Genomic DNA, 15,987 nt, shown 5'->3' with positions numbered 1-15,987 from the left:
CCATAGCTTACAACCTCAACAAAGTATCCATCATGTCGCCGACCGTTTCGATGACGCGCGCGTTTGCGGCAAAGGCCTGTTCAAGCTGCATCAGCATCTGCAATTCGGCATCGGTATCGACGCCCTGCTCCAGTTCCAGCCTCTGCATTTCGGTCTGGCTGGCCGACGCAAAGGCCAACCGTTCGGCTGCAAGGCTTTGACTTTGCTCCACCCGGGACAGCAATGCCGCGCCCACCCCCGACGCGCTCATCGCGCCGGTCCCAAACCGGGTATCCGGCGGCGTACGCCCAATCGTCAGTGCCTCGTGAAACGCATTGATCTGTGTTGCGTTTCCAGGAGCCCCCGGAACAAGCGCACCCAACCCGTCGCGCAATCGCCAACTTTGGCCGCCCTGCTTCGGATCGACAATTGCATTCAACTCAAACCTGCCCGCCAGACCGATTTGCGCCCCAGCAGAGAACCGGACGCCATTGTCGGTGAACAGACCGGGGTCGGTTGGTGCGATGGTCGGGTCGAGTGTTGGCGCCTCAAACCGTTCCACCAGATCGCGCGCAACCATGTCGAGGTCTTTTTGTGCTTCGACCGCAAGCGAGTCTCGAATCTCGAAGGCCGCAGCCAGCGTCCCGCCCCGAATTGCAGAACCAGAGCCGCTGATGCGCAACGGTGTCCCGTTCAGCTCCAGCCCGGACAACAACCCGTTATCCACAGTCATATGCGGCATGGTCTGGGTGGTTGCGGTAAAACTGAATTGTGCGGCCGGACCGTCCAGCAGGATCGCGCCCCCATCGGTAAACAGGGCCACACTGCCATGGTCGCGGGCAACCACGTTGATCGGCACGATCGTGTTTGCTTCATCAATCAACGTCTGCCGTTGATCGAGAAGGGAGGCGGTGTCCCCCCCAGACAGTTTGACCGACTGGATGCGCCCATTCAGGGTTTCGATGTTCTGAAGCACCGTGTTGAGCCGGTCGACCTGCTGGCCGATGCTGCGATCCGCATCATTGCGCGCGCTGCGCAGCCCATCGGATGCTGCGTTCAATGCCTGTGCCAGATCAGAGGCCGCGGTGGCAGCCGCATCCAGCCGGGTCTGGGCCCCAGGATTGCTGGCTGCCGCGATCAGGCTGCTTTCAAACTCGGCGATCAGATTTGGCACCGAACGCGGATCGTCGACCCCGCCCACCAACTGCGACAGGCGGTTGTGAAAGGCAGACAGTGTATCGGAATAACCCTGGGCCGCATCGGCGCCGCGCCGGTTGGCGATCAGGACCGGGTCCGCTTGGCGGGTTACCCCGACAATCCGGACCCCTGCCCCGCCTACGGTGTTTCCGGTCACTTCCAGAGAGCGCCGGGCATACCCGGGTGTCAGTGCATTTGCGATATTGTCCGTCGCGACCCCCGTTGCGCGGCTTGCGGCGGTCAGCCCACTGAGAGCCGAATTGAGGGCGGCCGAGATGGTCATTACAGGTCTCCTTGATCAGGGTGCAGGCTAAAAGCGGATTACCGTTTGATGTTGGTGGTCTCCTGCAACATCTCGTCGACCGTCTGGATCACTTTCGCACTCGACGAATAGGCCCGTTGGGTCTGGATCATCGCGGTCAGTTCCGTCGCCACGTCGGTGGTTGATTCCTCGCGGGCAAACGAAACCAGGTCGCCTGTCGGACCGTCACCGGCATCCCACAGGAAATAGGTGCCGCTTTCGCGGGAGGGCTCATAGGTCTGGCTGTCCAGCGCCACCAGGCCGTTCGGGTTGGGCATGTCCACCAGAGGGATCTGGAAGACACGGCGGCTCACCCCGTTGTCGAAAAACGCGTAGACATAACCGTTCTCATCCACCTCAACCCGGCTCATCGTTCCAACGGCCGTTCCGTCCTTGGTGATCGAGACCGGGGCGAATGTATCGGACAGTTGCGTGATGCCGTCCGTTGCACCCAGCTGCCCGATGTTGATCTCCATCGGGCCGCCAGCCACATTGACCACCACCGATCCGGAGGCTGGGTCATATGCGCCACCCGTCGTTGCCGTCACCGAGGCCAGCGTACCGCCATCGGTCCGGGCGCTGGAGAATGTAAGGGTATATTCGCCGACGATGGCACCACCCGACGCGGTATCCCTGAGAATCATCGTCCACTCGTTGCTGACACCGGTCGCCGGTACCGTCGGTACAAGCTCGATCTGCACGTTCTCGGATTTGCCGAGGTTGTCGAAATACTCCACCGACAACGGCTGTGTATCACCGGCGGAGCCTGCTTCGGTCGCGGTGGCCGGCAGGTTCATCCGCAGCACCATCTCGGTCGTGGGGGCACCGGACAGCTGATTGACGCTCAACTGCACTGGCTCCAGACCGTCCGAAGTATCGCGTGGCAGGTTCGGTATCGAACCATCGGGATTGGCCCGCCATCCCATAAGGACCAGACCCGCCTCGGATTTAAGATAGCCTTCGTCATCGGTACGGAACGACCCGGTGGTTGCCAGCAGCATATCCTGCTGAGGCAAGGCCAGTTGCGAGCTGCGCATGACCGGCAGCATGCCACGCCCGCGCACCGCAAGGTCGGTCGAATTCGATGTGGAAACCAGCGAACCACGTTGATCTATCAGGCGCTGTGTGGTCGTGCGCACCCCACCCGCAGTATATTTGCCACGTCCACCGGCATTCACCATGGCGTGGAAATCCGTTTCAACCCGCTTGTATCCGTAGGTGGACGAATTCGCGATATTGTCCGAGATCGACGCCAGACGGTTGGCATTTGCGGACAACGCCGCAACCCCGGCGTTGAGCGAAGATGAAATGGTCATGGATACGCCTTTCTGCTGCATCACGTAAAACTGATGCAACAGGTAACGCCCGACCGCTTAACAGCGCGCTAACAGCTAAAATTCCTCTTATCTAGACCCTCTCAACTGCGCAGAAAGACGACCTCGATCCGATCATTTCGCGCGGCCATCGGGTTCTTGTCTGTCAGCTTGCGGTCTGCATGCCCGGTAACACGTTGAATACGTTCCTCTTTCATCCCCAAGCCCTCAAACAGCACCCGTGTCCGTTCGGCCCGCGCGGTGGACAGTTCCCAGGCGGGGTTTCGCGCCAGAACCACCGGATGCGCCCGGATATGCCCACCCAGGGCAATGCCGTTGGAAACCAGCTCCGACGCGCGTACCACTACCTTGGCAAGGTCCTTCATCAACTGGGTGGGTCGGTCCGTCCCGGTATCGAACAGCGGCGATTCGTCAGTCGAGATCAGTTCGACGATCAGCCCCTCATCGGTCACGCGGGTCACGATATGCTTGCGCAGCTGTTCGGACACCAGGCTCTCGCCCCCCCGCCCCTGCAAGGCGGCCTCCAGCGTCCTGAACTCTTCCAGCGGCTGGCCTTCGCCGCCCTGCCGGTCGACCCCGGTCGACCCGCGCGACCGGTTGGCATCGGCCCGCCTGCGATTGACGCCGCCGGTTCCCGTCGTAACCATTACGTTTTCCGAGAACATGCTGTCACCGCCAAAGGATCCGTCGCCGCCCCCCGACACCGGGTTGATCGGTATCGAATCCGAGAAATAGTCGGCCAGACCCTTGCGTTGTTTTTCCGTCGTTGCGTTCAGCAGCCACATCAACATGAAAAAAGCCATCATGGCGGTTACGAAGTCGGCATAGGCCACCTTCCACGCGCCACCGTGGTGACCGTCGCCACCACCCGATTTCTTTTTCTTGATGATGATCGGCGCCGCATTGGAATGCGCACCCATCTCCACCACCTTCCTTATCACCCGAAATCAGGGATATCAGGCGAGGCGTTAACAGAGGCATAACATATAAGATTGTCGGGTTATCACGCCCACGGCGATCACTGTTGCTGAACCGCGTTACGCCATTCCTCCAAGAACCGCTGCCGCTTGAGCCGATCCAGAAACACCAGCAATCCGGGCCCCAACGCAATTGGACGCAGAGACGCCCCAACCGGGCGAGCGGTCTCGGGCGGGTCCAGAAAAGGATAGTCCGGCGCAGGCGGGTCGGACCACGCCGCCGCAATCAGGTGGTCGACAAATGCACCGGCAAGATCGGGCTCGGCCGCCTCGCCAAGGATGACCGCCGTGCGCATCATCATGTTTGTGTATTCTTCGGGCTCGACCACAAGAATACGCTCGGCCAAATCGGTGCGTGCCCGCGCGTAGCTGCCCAACACGTTATAGGCCAGGTCGATGCGGCCCTCGGCCACCGCCTCGATCATTTCACCAGAACAGCAATACAGCCTGACCTGCAAGCCGCCCAGAACCTCCATCAGCCGCCAGTAACTCTCGGCTGTTCGTGCATCCTGGGTCGCGAACAGATATCCCAGACCGCTGACTGTAACGTCATAGGTGCCAACCCGGCCCTGAAACCGGTCCGGGTCGCGTCTGAGCAGGTCAATCAGGTCCTGACGGGTTCGCGGCGGCTCTTCACCGGCGAAGGCCGCGCGAGACAGAACGACCGAGGCCGTTTCCTGCGAAAAGGCAAAGACATGATCGCGCCAATTGCCCCAATCCGGGACAAGCGGCGTCCAGGCCGAACGATGAGGTCGGGTAAACCCATCATTGGCCAGCTTTATCTGCAAATCCATCGCCGAGGACAGGACAAGGTCGAACCGTGCATTCTCTGCAACGATGGCCTGCATCACCTGAGCGCTGCTGGCTGCGGTATAATCGACCGCGACCCCTGTACGGCTCCGCAAAAAACTATCGATCAGCGGGCGCAGGATATCGATATCAGTCGTTGACAGGATGCGCAGAACGCGTGCCTCGGCAGGACCGAAACGCGCTTGTTCCTCGACCTCGAAAGCACAGACGACAGCCGCCCAAAGGGTCAAGCAGAGGGAAAGTGCAGACAGACGCATGCGCCGGCTCCATCCTTTGTGTTGGCGATTTCCAGCCACCCCCCATGCGCCTCGGCCACCTCGCGGGCAATCGTCAGGCCCAAACCGGACCCGACCGTACCCTCGGCATTGCGGCCTCTTACAAAACGTTCAGTCAGGCTACCCATCTCATCCTCGGGAAACCCACCTGCCGCATCGCGGATGCACAGGATATGAGCCGTCGCATCACCCCGAACCGATACCGTGATACGGGTTTCCTCGGGTGCATATTTGATCGCGTTGTCCAAGAGGTTGCGTACCGCGTTCTGCACAAGGATCGGGTCACCTGCCATGGCATGCGCGCCCGTCATCTCGAGTTCCAGATCGATATCCTTCAGGTCGGCGACTGGCCGCAACCGGTTCACCAGTTCGGCAGTCAGCTCGGCCAGATCGAATGGTTTGCGCTCAAGACTGTCAGTGCGAAAGCTGACCATAGCATGATCCAGCAGTTGCCCCGCCGCGCGAGAGCTTTCGTCGATGGCACGGATCATCTCGCGCAGTGCAGTCCGGTTTTCCGGTCGCTCGATCCGGTGCAGGGTATTCTCTGCCTGGGTCCGCACCGTTGCCAGCGGAGTCCGCACCCGGTGCGCCGCTTCGGCAATGAAATCCTCGGACCGCGAGAGAGACAGGCCCAACCGGTCTATAAAGCTGTTGAGGGATCGGACCAGTGGCGCCATTTCGGCCGGAACCGGGCGCGTGACCGGGCGCAGATCGGTTGGCCCCCGACGCGACACCATGCCCGCCAGTTGCCGAAGCGGCCGGATCGAGGATTGCGCCGTCCAGACCGCCAAGAGAACCGCCACGGCAAAGAAGCCCGCCCCCAGCAACAATGCGGTCCGGGTCAAGGCCGCCAACCGTTCGGTCTGTCCAGTCCGGGTCTGCGCCACAGAGATGATAAGGGGTGTGGAAACCCCGTTGCGCGACAGCCAGCGTACCGTCGTCGCCATCCGCACGGTTTCGCCTTTGTAGACCAGCGTCTCGAACCTTGCTCCGGTTTCTCGTGACCCGGGTTCGGGTACGGGCAGATCGTCATAACCGGTCAGTGTTTCGACCCCCAGCATGACCCGATAGAACACCCTATCATCGCTGACATTGCTTAGCATCGACAACGCAGCATAGGGAAGGTCTACGGTCACCTCTCCCGCCCGCACCGAGATTGCGTCCATGATCGAGGTGGCCGAGGCCAGCAGGATCCGGTCATGCGTCTCCTCCGCCAGATCACGGGTAAAGGTTTGCACGATCAGAAACAGCAGCGCCGCCAGCACCGCCGCGCTGCCGACCAGCTGTATCGTCAGCCGCCGCCGGATTGAACCGCTGATGCGCAAACTGTCACTCATTGCGTCCGCATCCGGTACCCCAACCCGCGCACCGTTTGAATCTCGACACCCGAACCGGTGATCTTCTTGCGCAGCCGGGCCACATAGACCTCGATCGCATTCTCGGACACTTCCTCGTCGTAAGAAAACAGCCGGTCCACCAATCGTGCCTTGGAGAAAATCTGATCCGGAGCGGCCAGAAAGATCTCCAACAGCCGCAATTCCTTGTTCCGCAGGGGCACATCGACGCCAGCTACTTCCAGAACACCCGACAGTGGATCAAAGATCAGCGCCCCGATTCGTTTCTGGTTCGATGGACGCCCTCCGCGCCGCCGCAGAACCGCCCGGCAGCGTGCCTCCAGCTCGGCAAAGTCGAAGGGTTTGGTCAGATAATCATCGGCGCCGAGGTCCAGAACACCGACCCGGTCGGACACCTCGGATCGCGCGGTCAGAACGATGACCGGGGTCTCGCTGAGATGATCGCGCTGCGTCTTGAGAAAGGTACGACCATCCCCATCGGGCAACATAATATCCAGCAAAATCAAATCGTAATCTGCCGTTACCACAAACTCTTCGGCAACCGAGATATTCTCTGCATGATCTACCACATGCCCGTCCAGGCGCAGCCGATCCAGGATAGCCGCAGCAAGGCTCAGATTGTCTTCGACCAACAGGAACCGCATGGGGTACCTCTCCTCTTCAACCGGATGCGACAGGTTGGTGTCAGCTTTACATGGCTTTCCTTTCACATGGGCAAGCGAAACCCGCTTTGTCAAACGGGAGGACACAATGACGAAACTGAACCTGACCCGCCGGGTCATGATGGCCGCCGCATCGGCGGCATTTGCCTTTTCCACGCCGGCCATGGCCGAACCGGTGGTCGACAGCATCCATTTCCTCGTCCCCGGCGGCGCCGGCGGCGGTTGGGACGGCACCGCACGCGGCACCGGCGAGGCACTGACCGCAGCGGGCCTCGTAGGCACCGCCAGTTATGAAAACATGTCCGGCGGCGGCGGCGGCAAGGCGATTGGCTACCTGATCGAAAACGCCGCCTCGAACCACGGCACGCTGATGGTCAACTCGACCCCGATCATCATCCGCTCGCTGACCGGAGTCTTCCCACAGAACTTCCGTGACCTGACCCTGGTCGCCGGAACCATCGGCGACTATGCCGCCATCGTGGTGAGCAAGGACAGCCCAGTGAACTCGATGAACGACCTTCTCGCCGCTTTTGACGCCGACCCGGGTGGTACCGCCATTGGTGGTGGTTCGGTTCCAGGCGGCATGGACCATCTGGTCGCCGCTATGGTCATGGAGGCCGCTGGCAAGGACGCGCTGGCGGTGAAATACATCCCCTATGACGCCGGCGGCAAGGCGATGGCGGCGCTCCTCTCGGGAGAGATCGCCGGGCTCAGCACCGGCTTCTCCGAAGCGGTGGATCTGGCGAATGCGGGCGAGGTCAAGATCATCGGCGTCACCTCGGATGATCGGGTCGCCGCCTATCCCGACGCCCCGACGATGAAGGAACAGGGGATCGACACGAGTTTTGTGAACTGGCGTGGATTCTTTGGCGCGCCCGGCCTACCCGAGGACCGGCTTGCCGCCTATCAGGACGCGATTGCCAAGATGTACGACACTCCCGAGTGGGAAGCCGTGCGCGCCCGCAACGGTTGGGTCAACATCCATAACAGCGGTGACGATTTCCGTGCCTTCCTGGAAAAACAGGAACAGCAGATCGGGGATCTGATGCGCAAGCTGGGTTTTCTCTAATCCAAAGGTGCGGCTACGCCGCGCTCGTCTGTGATGTGCGAGGGTTCCACCCTCGCGCTCCCGGGATATTTGAAGCAAGAGGAAGGGGCGAGCGACCGGCCCTCCCCTCCACAGAAGAAGCATAACCTTCCCCTTGCACGGTCATCGGCTTCCCAGCCTGTACCGTGATCCAAACCTAGGGAAACAAGGTTAACATCGTCCTTCATCTTGCCGAAAATATCCCAGGAGAGTCGCCCGCCAGGGCGGCGGGGGCAGTGCCCCCATCCACCTTCAACACGACCGACCCGGAGACACCCATGGCACTTGACCGATGGATCGCACTGGTCATCCTCATGATCTGCCTGGCCTATGGCTATGCCGCCTTTTTCACCATGGATGCGGGTCTCCCCCCGTTCATGAAACGCAACCCGATCTGGCCAAGCACCTTTCCCAAGATCCTGTCAGTTCTTGCTGTTCTGACTGCGCTGACTGTTCTCCTGGGTCTCGAAAAGGGCGCGGCTGAACCAAAACCGATGGAGATCAATTATCGTCGGTTGACCGAGTACAAACTTGGCCAAGCGCTCATGCTGCTTGTACTCATGGTGGCCTATGCGTTGCTGTTGCGGCCCTTTGGGTTTCTGCTTTCAACCCTCGCCTTTCTGACAACTGGCTCGCTGATCCTTGGTGAACGGCGGCTTTACATCCTGCTGCCGGTGGCTGCGATTGCCGCCGGGCTGGTCTGGTATCTGGTTCAGGTGGTGCTGGGGATCTTCCTCAGTCCCTGGCCCGCATTCATGGCAAACGGAGGCTGATATGCTCGAAGGTCTGATGATCGGGCTGGCGACAGCCTTTTCGCTCACAAATATTCTGATGGTCATCGGTGGCTGTCTGATCGGAACATTCATTGGCATGCTGCCTGGGCTTGGTCCGATGTCGATCATCGCCATCATGATCCCGGTCGCGATCACCATTGGCGATCCGTCTGCAGCGCTGATCCTGCTGGCGGGCGTCTACTATGGCGCGATCTTCGGCGGGTCCACATCGTCGATCCTGATCAATGCGCCTGGCGTTGCCTCGACCGTTGCGACCAGTTTCGACGGCTATCCCCTGGCGCGGCAGGGTAAGGCTGGCAAGGCGCTGACAGTGGCCGCGATCGCCAGTTTTTGCGGCGGCACCATCGGGGCGATCCTGCTGATGGTTTTCGCACCCGCGCTGGCCTCGGTCGCGCTGCTCTTCCATTCGGCCGAGTATTTCGCACTGATGGTGGTGGGTCTGTCAGCCATCGCGGCCTTCGCCGGATCAGGACAGGTCGGCAAGGCGCTGTTGATGACGCTTCTCGGTCTGATCATGGCCACTGTGGGCGAGGGCGCGCTTTTCAATATGCCGCGCTTCACCATGGGAGTGATGGATCTGCAATCCGGGTTTGGGTTCATCACGCTGGCTATGGCGATGTTCGCCCTGCCCGAGGCGCTTTATCTCGTGCTCGATCCCTCGCGGTCCAACCAGGGAGGTGATGGCAAGGCGATCAAGGACCTGCGCATCACAAGGGCCGAGGCGAGATCCATCGCGCCAGTGATCGGGCGGCAATCGGTGCAGGGTTTCCTGATTGGTGTTCTGCCCGGCGCAGGCGCGACAATCGCCAGTTTCCTGGGTTACGCGGTCGAACGTAACATTGCCCCCAAAGCCGAGCAGGCGGAGTTCGGCAAGGGGTCGCTCAAGGGATTGGCCGCACCCGAAAGCGCCAATAACGCCGCCTGCACCGGATCCTTCGTTCCGCTTCTCACCCTGGGCATTCCAGGGTCGGGGACCACCGCGATTCTCCTCGGCGCATTGATCGCGCTGAACGTCACGCCCGGACCGCGCCTGATGGTGGACGATCCACAGATCTTCTGGGCAGTCATCATTTCAATGTACCTGGGCAACCTGATCCTGTTGATCCTGAACCTGCCGCTGATCCCCTATATCGCCAAGATCCTCACGGTTCCGCGGACCTTCCTGATCCCGTTCATCCTGTTCTTTACCCTGATGGGGGCGTATATCGGTCAGAACAACGCCACCGAACTCTTGATCCTGGTGGGGCTCGGCGTCTGCGCCACGGTGCTGCGATTTGCAGACTACCCACTGGCACCGCTGCTCATCGGTTTCATCCTTGGGTCGATGCTTGAGAACAACTTTGCCCGCGCCATGCAGCTCTATGACGGGTTGGGCTTTATCCTGGAACGACCAATGACCATGGGGCTCCTGGCGCTGGCGGTGATCCTGGTACTGCTGCCCAGCTATCGCGCCCGCCGCGCGCGGCTGCGCGCCGAGGGTGTGGCCGACGCCGACTGACACGACCCCGGCCCGCGTCTAGTGGCGGGGGCCGGATCTGGCACGGCGCAGCACCAGCTGCAGACGTGAGAAACTGTTCTCGATCCCCTGAGAGTCGGGTCGGGCCAGAAACGCATCCAGTTCGGGCCAGATCCGTACCGCCTGGTCCAGTAACGGGTCTGCCCCCTCTGTATACAACCCCGCCTTGATCATCACCTCGGATTGCTCGTAAGCACTGATCAGGCGCCGCGCCTCGCCGATCAGTGCGTTCTGCTCGGGCGTAGCCGCGTCCGGCAAGCTGCGCGAGACCGAACGGCTGATGTCGATGGCGGGAAAGCGACCACGTTCGGCGATCTCTCGGTTCAAAACGATATGGCCGTCCAGAACACCGCGCAGGATATCGGCGACCGGTTCGTCCATGTCCGACCCTGCCACCAACACACTGAAAACACCTGTGATATCGCCCTGTTTCTCGGTCCCCCGACCGGCGCGTTCACACAGGCCGGTGATCAACGGTGTGACCGAAGGCGGATAACCCCTGAGCGCCGGGGCCTCGCCCATGGCGGCGGAAATCTCGCGATGCGCCTCGGCGAAACGGGTGATCGAGTCCGCCAGGTAGAGAACACTCAACCCCTCGTCGCGCAAGCTCTCGGCCACAGTCATTGCGGCCCAGGCGCAGCGGCGGCGAACCAATGCGGACTGATCCGAAGTGGCCGCGACGATGACCGAGCGCGCCAGCCCCTCGGGGCCCAGCGCCTTGGCCACGAACTCGTTGACCTCGCGCCCCCGTTCCCCGATCAGCGCGACCACAACCGCATCCGCCTGCATCGACTTGGCCAGCGTGGCGAGCAGGCTGGATTTGCCAACCCCCGACCCGGCAAAAAGACCAACCCGCTGGCCACATACAATGGGCAACAAAGTGTTCAGTGCACAAAGCCCGGTCGCCATCCGCTGACCCAAGGGTTTGCGCTGCACGGCAGGCGGCGGTGGCCGCATCAGGTCGCGCGCTTTGGCCCCCCGCATCAGGGGGCGCCCGTCCAGTGGCCGCCCGAATGGATCGACCACCCGCCCCAGCCAGTGGCGCCCGGGCGCGAATCCCGGCATCGGATGAAGCACCACGCGATTTCCCAGCGACACGCCCTCGGGGGCGGTATCGGGCAGCATGTTGATCGTACTGCCTTCGACCTGCAACACCTCTCCCCCTAGCGACGGGCCAAAATTACGTTTCAATTCAACCCGGTCACCGATCTGCGCCTGATTGGCGAGTCCCTGAATCTGAATCACACCCCCTGCCACGCCGGTCACGCGCCCGACATGTCGAACCAGGCTGAGACTGTCGAACTCGGCTTTCAGGGCGAGGGGGTCCGGGACCGTCATCGGGATAACTCCAACAATTTCCTGAAAACGGTTTCTAAACGAATCGGGGTTAAGCCTTGATTGAAATTGATCGAGGGAGAAGCCCCGATGTTCTCGGACTTGAACGTCTTTAAGATGGCGTACGCCATGGCAACACATGCAGGCACACGGCAGGCCGTGATCGCCCAGAACATGGCCAATGCCGATACGCCCGGATACCGCGAACGCGATATCGCCCCCTTTGCTGAAACCTTTGCTCGCGAGAGCGCCGGGACCGCCATGCAGGCCAGTCGGGCGGGCCATCTGAATGGCACCGCGGCCTCGACCACCAGCTGGACACCTTTCGAAACCGACGGTCCGGGCGACCCGAACCGCAACAATGTCAGCGTCGAGGAGCAGATGCTCAAGGCGGTCGAGGTCAAGCGTCAGCATGACCGCGCGCTCGCCATCTACAAATCCTCGATGAACATGCTGCGCGTCGGCCTGGGTCGTGGATGAGGGAGGCTGAGATGAGCGAATTTTCCAAATCCCTCTCGGTGACCGCCAGCGCCCTGCGCGCCCAGGCCACCCGCCTGCGCCATGTGTCCGAAAACATCTCGAACGCCGACACGCCGGGATACCGCCGCAAGACGGTCCCTTTCGAGGTAGAGCGCGGCCGTGACGACGGGGTCGAGCGTGTCACCACTGGCCGGGTCAAACTCGACCGGCGGCAATTGCCCGACATCTTTGACCCCTCACACCCGCTGGCCGATGAGACCGGCCACTACAAGGGGTCGAATGTCGACCTGATGATCGAGATCGCCGACGCCCGCGAGGCACAGCGCAGCTACGAAGCGAACCTCAAGCTTTTCGACCAGGCGCGGCAGATGTCCGCAAGCCTGATGGAACTTCTCCGCAAATAAAGGACAGCCAGAATGGATATCCGCAGCCTCTCCGCAGCCCAGGCATATGCCTCGGCCCGCCCCGCCACCCAGGCGGACCCCAAGGACGACAGCGCCGCCCAGGGCCTGCGCGGCACCTTCCAGGATTTTGCCGCCACCCTGCAGCACAGCGAAGACCTGGCCCAATCGGCGATGATCGGCAAGGCCGACCCGCATGCGCTTGTGCAGGCATTGGCGCAGTCGGAACTGGCGGTCGAAACCGCCGTCACCGTCCGCAACAAGGTGGTCGAGGCCTATCAGGAAATCCTTCGGATGCCGGTCTGAGCCATGATGAGCGAAGGCCTGTTCTATGACACGGTCAGACAGGGGCTGTGGATCGCGGTAATCACCTCGGTTCCGATCCTGTCGGTGGCGTTGATCGCCGGTCTGGCGGTGGGTCTGTTCCAGGCCCTGACCTCGATCCAGGAAATGACGCTGACCTTTGTTCCGAAACTGGCCGCCATCGTGATCGTGTTCTGGATCTCGATGGGCTTCATGACCCAGACGCTGATCAACTATTTCACCACAACCCTCATTCCGCTGATTTCGGGAGGTGTCTGATGGAAACGCCCAGCTATGCCATACTGTCGCGACAATCCGGGCTTTTGAACGAAACCCGCGTCGTGGCCAACAATATCGCAAATGCCGCCACCTCGGGTTATCGCCAGCAGGGGCTGGTGTTTTCCGAATTCGTCCGCGGCGGACTTGGAACCTCGTCGCTGTCCATGGCGCGCGGTCAGGTGCGCAACACCTCGCAGGAACAGGGAGTGCTGACCCAGACCGGCGGTGATTTCGATCTGGCCATCGACGGCGAGGGGTTCTTCATGCTCGAAACCCCGGGCGGCGAACGGCTGACCCGCGCTGGCAGCTTTACCCCGAACGCTCAGGGCGATCTGGTCAATGTCGATGGCTATCGGCTGATGGATGCCAATGGCGCACCCGTCTTTGTGCCCCCGGATATCGACGGTGTCCGTATCGGCCCCGATGGCACGATCAGCGGCGGCGGGCGCTTGCTGGGTCAGATCGGCCTGTTCAAGCCAATCGACCCGCATGGGCTGATCCGAGAGGGCGGCGTGTTCTTCCGTGCCGATGACGGAACTGAACCGATCGAAGGCGCCAGCATCATGCAAGGGTTCCTCGAAGGATCAAATGTCAATGCAATCGACCAGGTCGCCCGGCTGGTCGAAGTGCAGCGCGCCTATGAGTTGGGCCAGAGCTTTCTCCAGTCCGAAGACGAACGCATCCGCAACGCCGTGAACAGCCTGTTGCGCTGATCCCAAACCAAGGAGCCCCAGAATGCGCGCCCTGAAAATCGCCGCCACCGGCATGTCCGCCCAGCAGATGCGGGTCGAGACCATCTCGAACAACCTCGCCAACATGAACACCACCGGCTACAACGCCCGCCGTGCCGAGTTTGCCGACCTGCATTACCAGCAGATCGCGCGTGCGGGAACGGTGAACGCCGCCGACGGCACGGTTCTGCCCACAGGGGTGCAACTGGGTCTCGGCGTGCGCCCGGCTGCGGTCACCGTCCATCTGGAACAAGGCGCTTTGTCGGCCACCGGCAACGATCTGGACCTGGCCATCGAGGGACGCGGCTATTTCGAGGTGACGCTGCCCTCGGGCCAATCGGCCTTTACCCGCGACGGGTCGCTGAAACGCTCGGCCGAGGGGTTGATCGTTACCTCGGATGGACTGTCGGTGGTGCCCCAGATCACCATTCCCAGCGATGCGCGGTCGATCTCGATCAACGCGGCGGGAGAGGTCTATGCCTATTTCGACGATGCCGCCGAGGGCCAGCTGCTGGGCCAGGTCACGCTGGCCGGCTTCACCAACGCCAAGGGGCTGGAGGCGATCGGCAGCAACCTGTTCAAGGAAACCGAGGCCTCGGGCGCGCCGATCACCGGCAATCCGGGCGAGGACGGGCTGGGCACCCTGCGCCAGGGATATCTGGAGGACAGTTCGGTCGACGCGGTGCGCGAGGTGACCGAACTGATCGAGGCGCAGCGCGGCTATGAAATGAATGCCAAGGTCATCTCAGCGGTGGACCAGATGATGAGCGCCACCACGCAGGTACGTTGATGCGGTATCTTGGCCCGATCCTCGCCCTTGTCCTGGCGCAGACGGCAGCAGCCGAGGTGCTGGTGCCCACCCGCACCATCCGCGCTAAGGAGATCATCGGCGCCGAGGATCTGATGCTGAAATCCGCCGAGGTCCCAGGCAGCTTCACCGACCCCGCCGAGGTGGTCGGGCAAGAGGCACGGGTCGCGCTCTATCCCGGGCGGCCGATCCGGTACAACGATGTTGGCCCTCCCGCCATCGTCGACCGCAATGATCTGGTGACGCTCTTTTTCGACAATGGCCCGCTGGTCATCACTACCGAAGGTCGCGCGCTGGGTCGCGGTGCGGCTGGAGATGTCATCCGGGTGATGAACCTGACATCCCGCACCACCGTTTCCGGCCAGATTCGGCCCAATGGCTCCATCGAGGTAAAATGATGCAGAAATGTCCTTCCCCCAAAACCCTGATTGCCGCGCTGGTGGTGCTGTCGGCCTGTGGCCGCGCCGATCACCTGGGCAAGGCGCCCAGCTTTACCCCGAACACCGAGTCGCCCGAGCATGTGGCCATGCTCTGGCCCGGCCTGCCACTCCACACCCAGCCGCAACGCTCGGTCGATCGCGCGTCGCTGTGGAGCGGCGGCCAGAACTCGCTGCTGGGCGATCAGCGGGCAATGAAGAAGGGCGACATTCTGACCGTGGTCATCGAAATCGACGAAAAGGCCGAGATCTCGAACGACACCAACCGGTCGCGTTCGGGTTCGGAAAGTCTGGGAGTGCCGCATCTTTTGGGCCTGCCGCAGCGGATCGACGAGAAACTCCCCGAAGGCGCGTCGATGAGCAACGCCGTCGCGTTGGATTCCACCAGCGCCTCGGGCGGCAAGGGCTCGGTGAAACGCAAGGAGAAGCTGACGCTGCGCGTGGCCGCGACCGTGGTGGACGTCCTGCCCAACGGCGTCCTGTCGATTACCGGTTCGCAGGAGCTGCGGGTGAATTTCGAACTGCGCGAGCTTCTGGTTTCTGGCTATGTGCGACCCGAGGATATCTCGCGCCAGAATGAGATAACATATGACAAGATCGCCTCGGCGCGAGTGTCTTATGGTGGTCGCGGCCAGATCACCGATGTGCAGCAACCGCGCTATGGCCAGCAGGTGCTGGACATGGTCCTGCCGTTCTGAGGCCGGCCATGTTGGGAAAACTGCTTCCGATCCTTTTCCTTGTTGTGGGCCTTGGCGCCGGGGTCGGCGCCGGGATGTTCCTTGGCCCCAAACCGTCGCAGGACGCCGCGCAGGCAAGCGAACAGGCCAGTAACCACGTCAAAGAAAACCCATCCAAGGTCAAATCCGACGATCACGCCAAGCCAAAGCCATCCGACGGTCACGGGGCCGAGGATTCGGGCAATGAAT

The 15,987-nt window shown here is 61.8% G+C and carries 18 protein-coding genes and 1 pseudogene; 12 read left to right on the top strand and 7 right to left on the bottom strand.

Features of this window, described 5'->3' with window-relative positions; translation table 11 throughout:
- Nucleotides 1-7 precede the first annotated feature (7 nt).
- From flgK to AC2FL1_RS17890, 6 genes are all read right to left on the bottom strand, one after another.
- Entirely contained in the window at nt 8-1,459 is a 1,452-nt protein-coding gene (gene flgK, locus AC2FL1_RS17915) for a flagellar hook-associated protein FlgK (protein ID WP_496877827.1), read from the bottom strand.
- Nucleotides 1,460-1,497: 38 nt separating this feature from the next.
- Entirely contained in the window at nt 1,498-2,793 is a 1,296-nt protein-coding gene (locus tag AC2FL1_RS17910; protein ID WP_234221792.1) for a flagellar hook protein FlgE, read from the bottom strand.
- A 101-nt stretch (nt 2,794-2,894) separates the two neighbouring features.
- Nucleotides 2,895-3,731, bottom strand: a complete 837-nt coding sequence (locus AC2FL1_RS17905; protein ID WP_496825239.1) for a flagellar motor protein MotB — start codon at nt 3,729-3,731, stop codon at nt 2,895-2,897.
- 98 nt (nt 3,732-3,829) lie between these two features.
- Nucleotides 3,830-4,828 (bottom strand): ABC transporter substrate-binding protein, encoded by a 999-nt coding sequence (locus AC2FL1_RS17900; protein ID WP_496877826.1) that lies wholly within the window; start codon nt 4,826-4,828, stop codon nt 3,830-3,832.
- A complete protein-coding gene (locus tag AC2FL1_RS17895) occupies nt 4,825-6,210 on the bottom strand; it encodes a sensor histidine kinase (RefSeq protein ID WP_496877825.1) in 1,386 nt (461 codons plus the stop codon). The genes AC2FL1_RS17900 and AC2FL1_RS17895 overlap by 4 nt, the downstream gene beginning before the upstream one ends.
- Entirely contained in the window at nt 6,207-6,872 is a 666-nt protein-coding gene (locus AC2FL1_RS17890; protein ID WP_496825242.1) for a response regulator transcription factor, read from the bottom strand. Before AC2FL1_RS17890 ends, AC2FL1_RS17895 begins: the two co-directional genes overlap by 4 nt.
- A 106-nt stretch (nt 6,873-6,978) precedes the next feature.
- On the opposite strand from AC2FL1_RS17890, the gene AC2FL1_RS17885 reads away from it, so the two are divergent.
- From AC2FL1_RS17885 to AC2FL1_RS17875, 3 genes are all read left to right on the top strand, one after another.
- A complete protein-coding gene (locus AC2FL1_RS17885) occupies nt 6,979-7,959 on the top strand; it encodes a tripartite tricarboxylate transporter substrate binding protein (protein ID WP_496825243.1) in 981 nt (326 codons plus the stop codon).
- A 296-nt stretch (nt 7,960-8,255) separates the two neighbouring features.
- On the top strand, nt 8,256-8,750 hold the full coding sequence (locus tag AC2FL1_RS17880; RefSeq protein ID WP_496877824.1) for a tripartite tricarboxylate transporter TctB family protein: 495 nt from the start codon (nt 8,256-8,258) through the stop codon (nt 8,748-8,750).
- Between the two features lies 1 nt (nt 8,751).
- Nucleotides 8,752-10,269 carry a tripartite tricarboxylate transporter permease gene (locus AC2FL1_RS17875; RefSeq protein ID WP_496877823.1) on the top strand — a complete coding sequence of 506 codons (1,518 nt, stop codon included), beginning with the start codon at nt 8,752-8,754 and terminating at the stop codon, nt 10,267-10,269.
- Between the two features lie 18 nt (nt 10,270-10,287).
- Here AC2FL1_RS17875 and AC2FL1_RS17870 read toward each other — a convergent pair whose 3' ends face one another.
- Nucleotides 10,288-11,625 carry a FliI/YscN family ATPase gene (locus tag AC2FL1_RS17870; RefSeq protein ID WP_496877822.1) on the bottom strand — a complete coding sequence of 446 codons (1,338 nt, stop codon included), beginning with the start codon at nt 11,623-11,625 and terminating at the stop codon, nt 10,288-10,290.
- Nucleotides 11,626-11,712: 87 nt separating this feature from the next.
- Here AC2FL1_RS17870 and AC2FL1_RS17865 point away from each other — a divergent pair, with 87 nt between their 5' ends.
- From AC2FL1_RS17865 to AC2FL1_RS17825, 9 genes and pseudogenes are all read left to right on the top strand, one after another.
- Complete coding sequence (locus AC2FL1_RS17865; protein ID WP_496825247.1) at nt 11,713-12,102, top strand: FlgB family protein; 390 nt, start codon at nt 11,713-11,715, stop codon at nt 12,100-12,102.
- Nucleotides 12,103-12,113: 11 nt separating this feature from the next.
- Complete coding sequence (gene flgC / locus AC2FL1_RS17860; RefSeq protein ID WP_234139986.1) at nt 12,114-12,506, top strand: flagellar basal body rod protein FlgC; 393 nt, start codon at nt 12,114-12,116, stop codon at nt 12,504-12,506.
- A gap of 12 nt (nt 12,507-12,518) precedes the next feature.
- Nucleotides 12,519-12,809 carry a flagellar hook-basal body complex protein FliE gene (gene fliE / locus AC2FL1_RS17855; protein ID WP_234221773.1) on the top strand — a complete coding sequence of 97 codons (291 nt, stop codon included), beginning with the start codon at nt 12,519-12,521 and terminating at the stop codon, nt 12,807-12,809.
- A gap of 3 nt (nt 12,810-12,812) precedes the next feature.
- A complete protein-coding gene (locus tag AC2FL1_RS17850) occupies nt 12,813-13,085 on the top strand; it encodes a flagellar biosynthetic protein FliQ (RefSeq protein WP_234139988.1) in 273 nt (90 codons plus the stop codon).
- Entirely contained in the window at nt 13,085-13,798 is a 714-nt protein-coding gene (locus AC2FL1_RS17845; protein WP_234139989.1) for a flagellar hook-basal body complex protein, read from the top strand. Before AC2FL1_RS17850 ends, AC2FL1_RS17845 begins: the two co-directional genes overlap by 1 nt.
- A 22-nt stretch (nt 13,799-13,820) precedes the next feature.
- Nucleotides 13,821-14,606, top strand: coding sequence for a flagellar basal-body rod protein FlgG (gene flgG / locus AC2FL1_RS17840; RefSeq protein WP_496877821.1), 786 nt, complete (start codon nt 13,821-13,823; stop codon nt 14,604-14,606).
- Entirely contained in the window at nt 14,606-15,022 is a 417-nt protein-coding gene (gene flgA / locus AC2FL1_RS17835; RefSeq protein ID WP_496825251.1) for a flagellar basal body P-ring formation chaperone FlgA, read from the top strand. Before flgG ends, flgA begins: the two co-directional genes overlap by 1 nt.
- The gene (gene flgH / locus AC2FL1_RS17830; RefSeq protein WP_496825252.1) at nt 15,019-15,759 is read left to right on the top strand and encodes a flagellar basal body L-ring protein FlgH; all 741 of its coding nucleotides are present in this window, start codon (nt 15,019-15,021) and stop codon (nt 15,757-15,759) included. The genes flgA and flgH overlap by 4 nt, the downstream gene beginning before the upstream one ends.
- A gap of 8 nt (nt 15,760-15,767) precedes the next feature.
- Nucleotides 15,768-15,987: pseudogene (locus AC2FL1_RS17825) on the top strand (flagellar basal body-associated protein FliL); the annotation flags it as partial.

The sequence above is a fragment of the Ruegeria sp. YKSF070 genome, from assembly GCF_059612725.1.
Note: the sequence above shows the minus strand (reverse complement) of the source record. Positions and strands in the feature narration are given on the sequence as shown.

Excerpts from the sequence above, each read along its gene's own strand:
- flgK (WP_496877827.1), bottom strand. The coding sequence starts at position 1,459 with ATGACCATCTCGGCCGCCCTCAATTCGGCTCTCAGTGGGCTGACCGCC.
- AC2FL1_RS17910 (WP_234221792.1), bottom strand. The coding sequence starts at position 2,793 with ATGACCATTTCATCTTCGCTCAACGCCGGGGTTGCGGCGTTGTCCGCA.
- AC2FL1_RS17905 (WP_496825239.1), bottom strand. The coding sequence starts at position 3,731 with ATGGGTGCGCATTCCAATGCGGCGCCGATCATCATCAAGAAAAAGAAA.
- AC2FL1_RS17895 (WP_496877825.1), bottom strand. The coding sequence starts at position 6,210 with ATGAGTGACAGTTTGCGCATCAGCGGTTCAATCCGGCGGCGGCTGACG.
- AC2FL1_RS17890 (WP_496825242.1), bottom strand. The coding sequence starts at position 6,872 with ATGCGGTTCCTGTTGGTCGAAGACAATCTGAGCCTTGCTGCGGCTATC.
- AC2FL1_RS17885 (WP_496825243.1), top strand. The coding sequence starts at position 6,979 with ATGACGAAACTGAACCTGACCCGCCGGGTCATGATGGCCGCCGCATCG.
- AC2FL1_RS17880 (WP_496877824.1), top strand. The coding sequence starts at position 8,256 with ATGGCACTTGACCGATGGATCGCACTGGTCATCCTCATGATCTGCCTG.
- AC2FL1_RS17875 (WP_496877823.1), top strand. The coding sequence starts at position 8,752 with ATGCTCGAAGGTCTGATGATCGGGCTGGCGACAGCCTTTTCGCTCACA.
- AC2FL1_RS17870 (WP_496877822.1), bottom strand. The coding sequence starts at position 11,625 with ATGACGGTCCCGGACCCCCTCGCCCTGAAAGCCGAGTTCGACAGTCTC.
- AC2FL1_RS17865 (WP_496825247.1), top strand. The coding sequence starts at position 11,713 with ATGTTCTCGGACTTGAACGTCTTTAAGATGGCGTACGCCATGGCAACA.
- flgC (WP_234139986.1), top strand. The coding sequence starts at position 12,114 with ATGAGCGAATTTTCCAAATCCCTCTCGGTGACCGCCAGCGCCCTGCGC.
- fliE (WP_234221773.1), top strand. The coding sequence starts at position 12,519 with ATGGATATCCGCAGCCTCTCCGCAGCCCAGGCATATGCCTCGGCCCGC.
- AC2FL1_RS17850 (WP_234139988.1), top strand. The coding sequence starts at position 12,813 with ATGATGAGCGAAGGCCTGTTCTATGACACGGTCAGACAGGGGCTGTGG.
- AC2FL1_RS17845 (WP_234139989.1), top strand. The coding sequence starts at position 13,085 with ATGGAAACGCCCAGCTATGCCATACTGTCGCGACAATCCGGGCTTTTG.
- flgG (WP_496877821.1), top strand. The coding sequence starts at position 13,821 with ATGCGCGCCCTGAAAATCGCCGCCACCGGCATGTCCGCCCAGCAGATG.
- flgA (WP_496825251.1), top strand. The coding sequence starts at position 14,606 with ATGCGGTATCTTGGCCCGATCCTCGCCCTTGTCCTGGCGCAGACGGCA.
- flgH (WP_496825252.1), top strand. The coding sequence starts at position 15,019 with ATGATGCAGAAATGTCCTTCCCCCAAAACCCTGATTGCCGCGCTGGTG.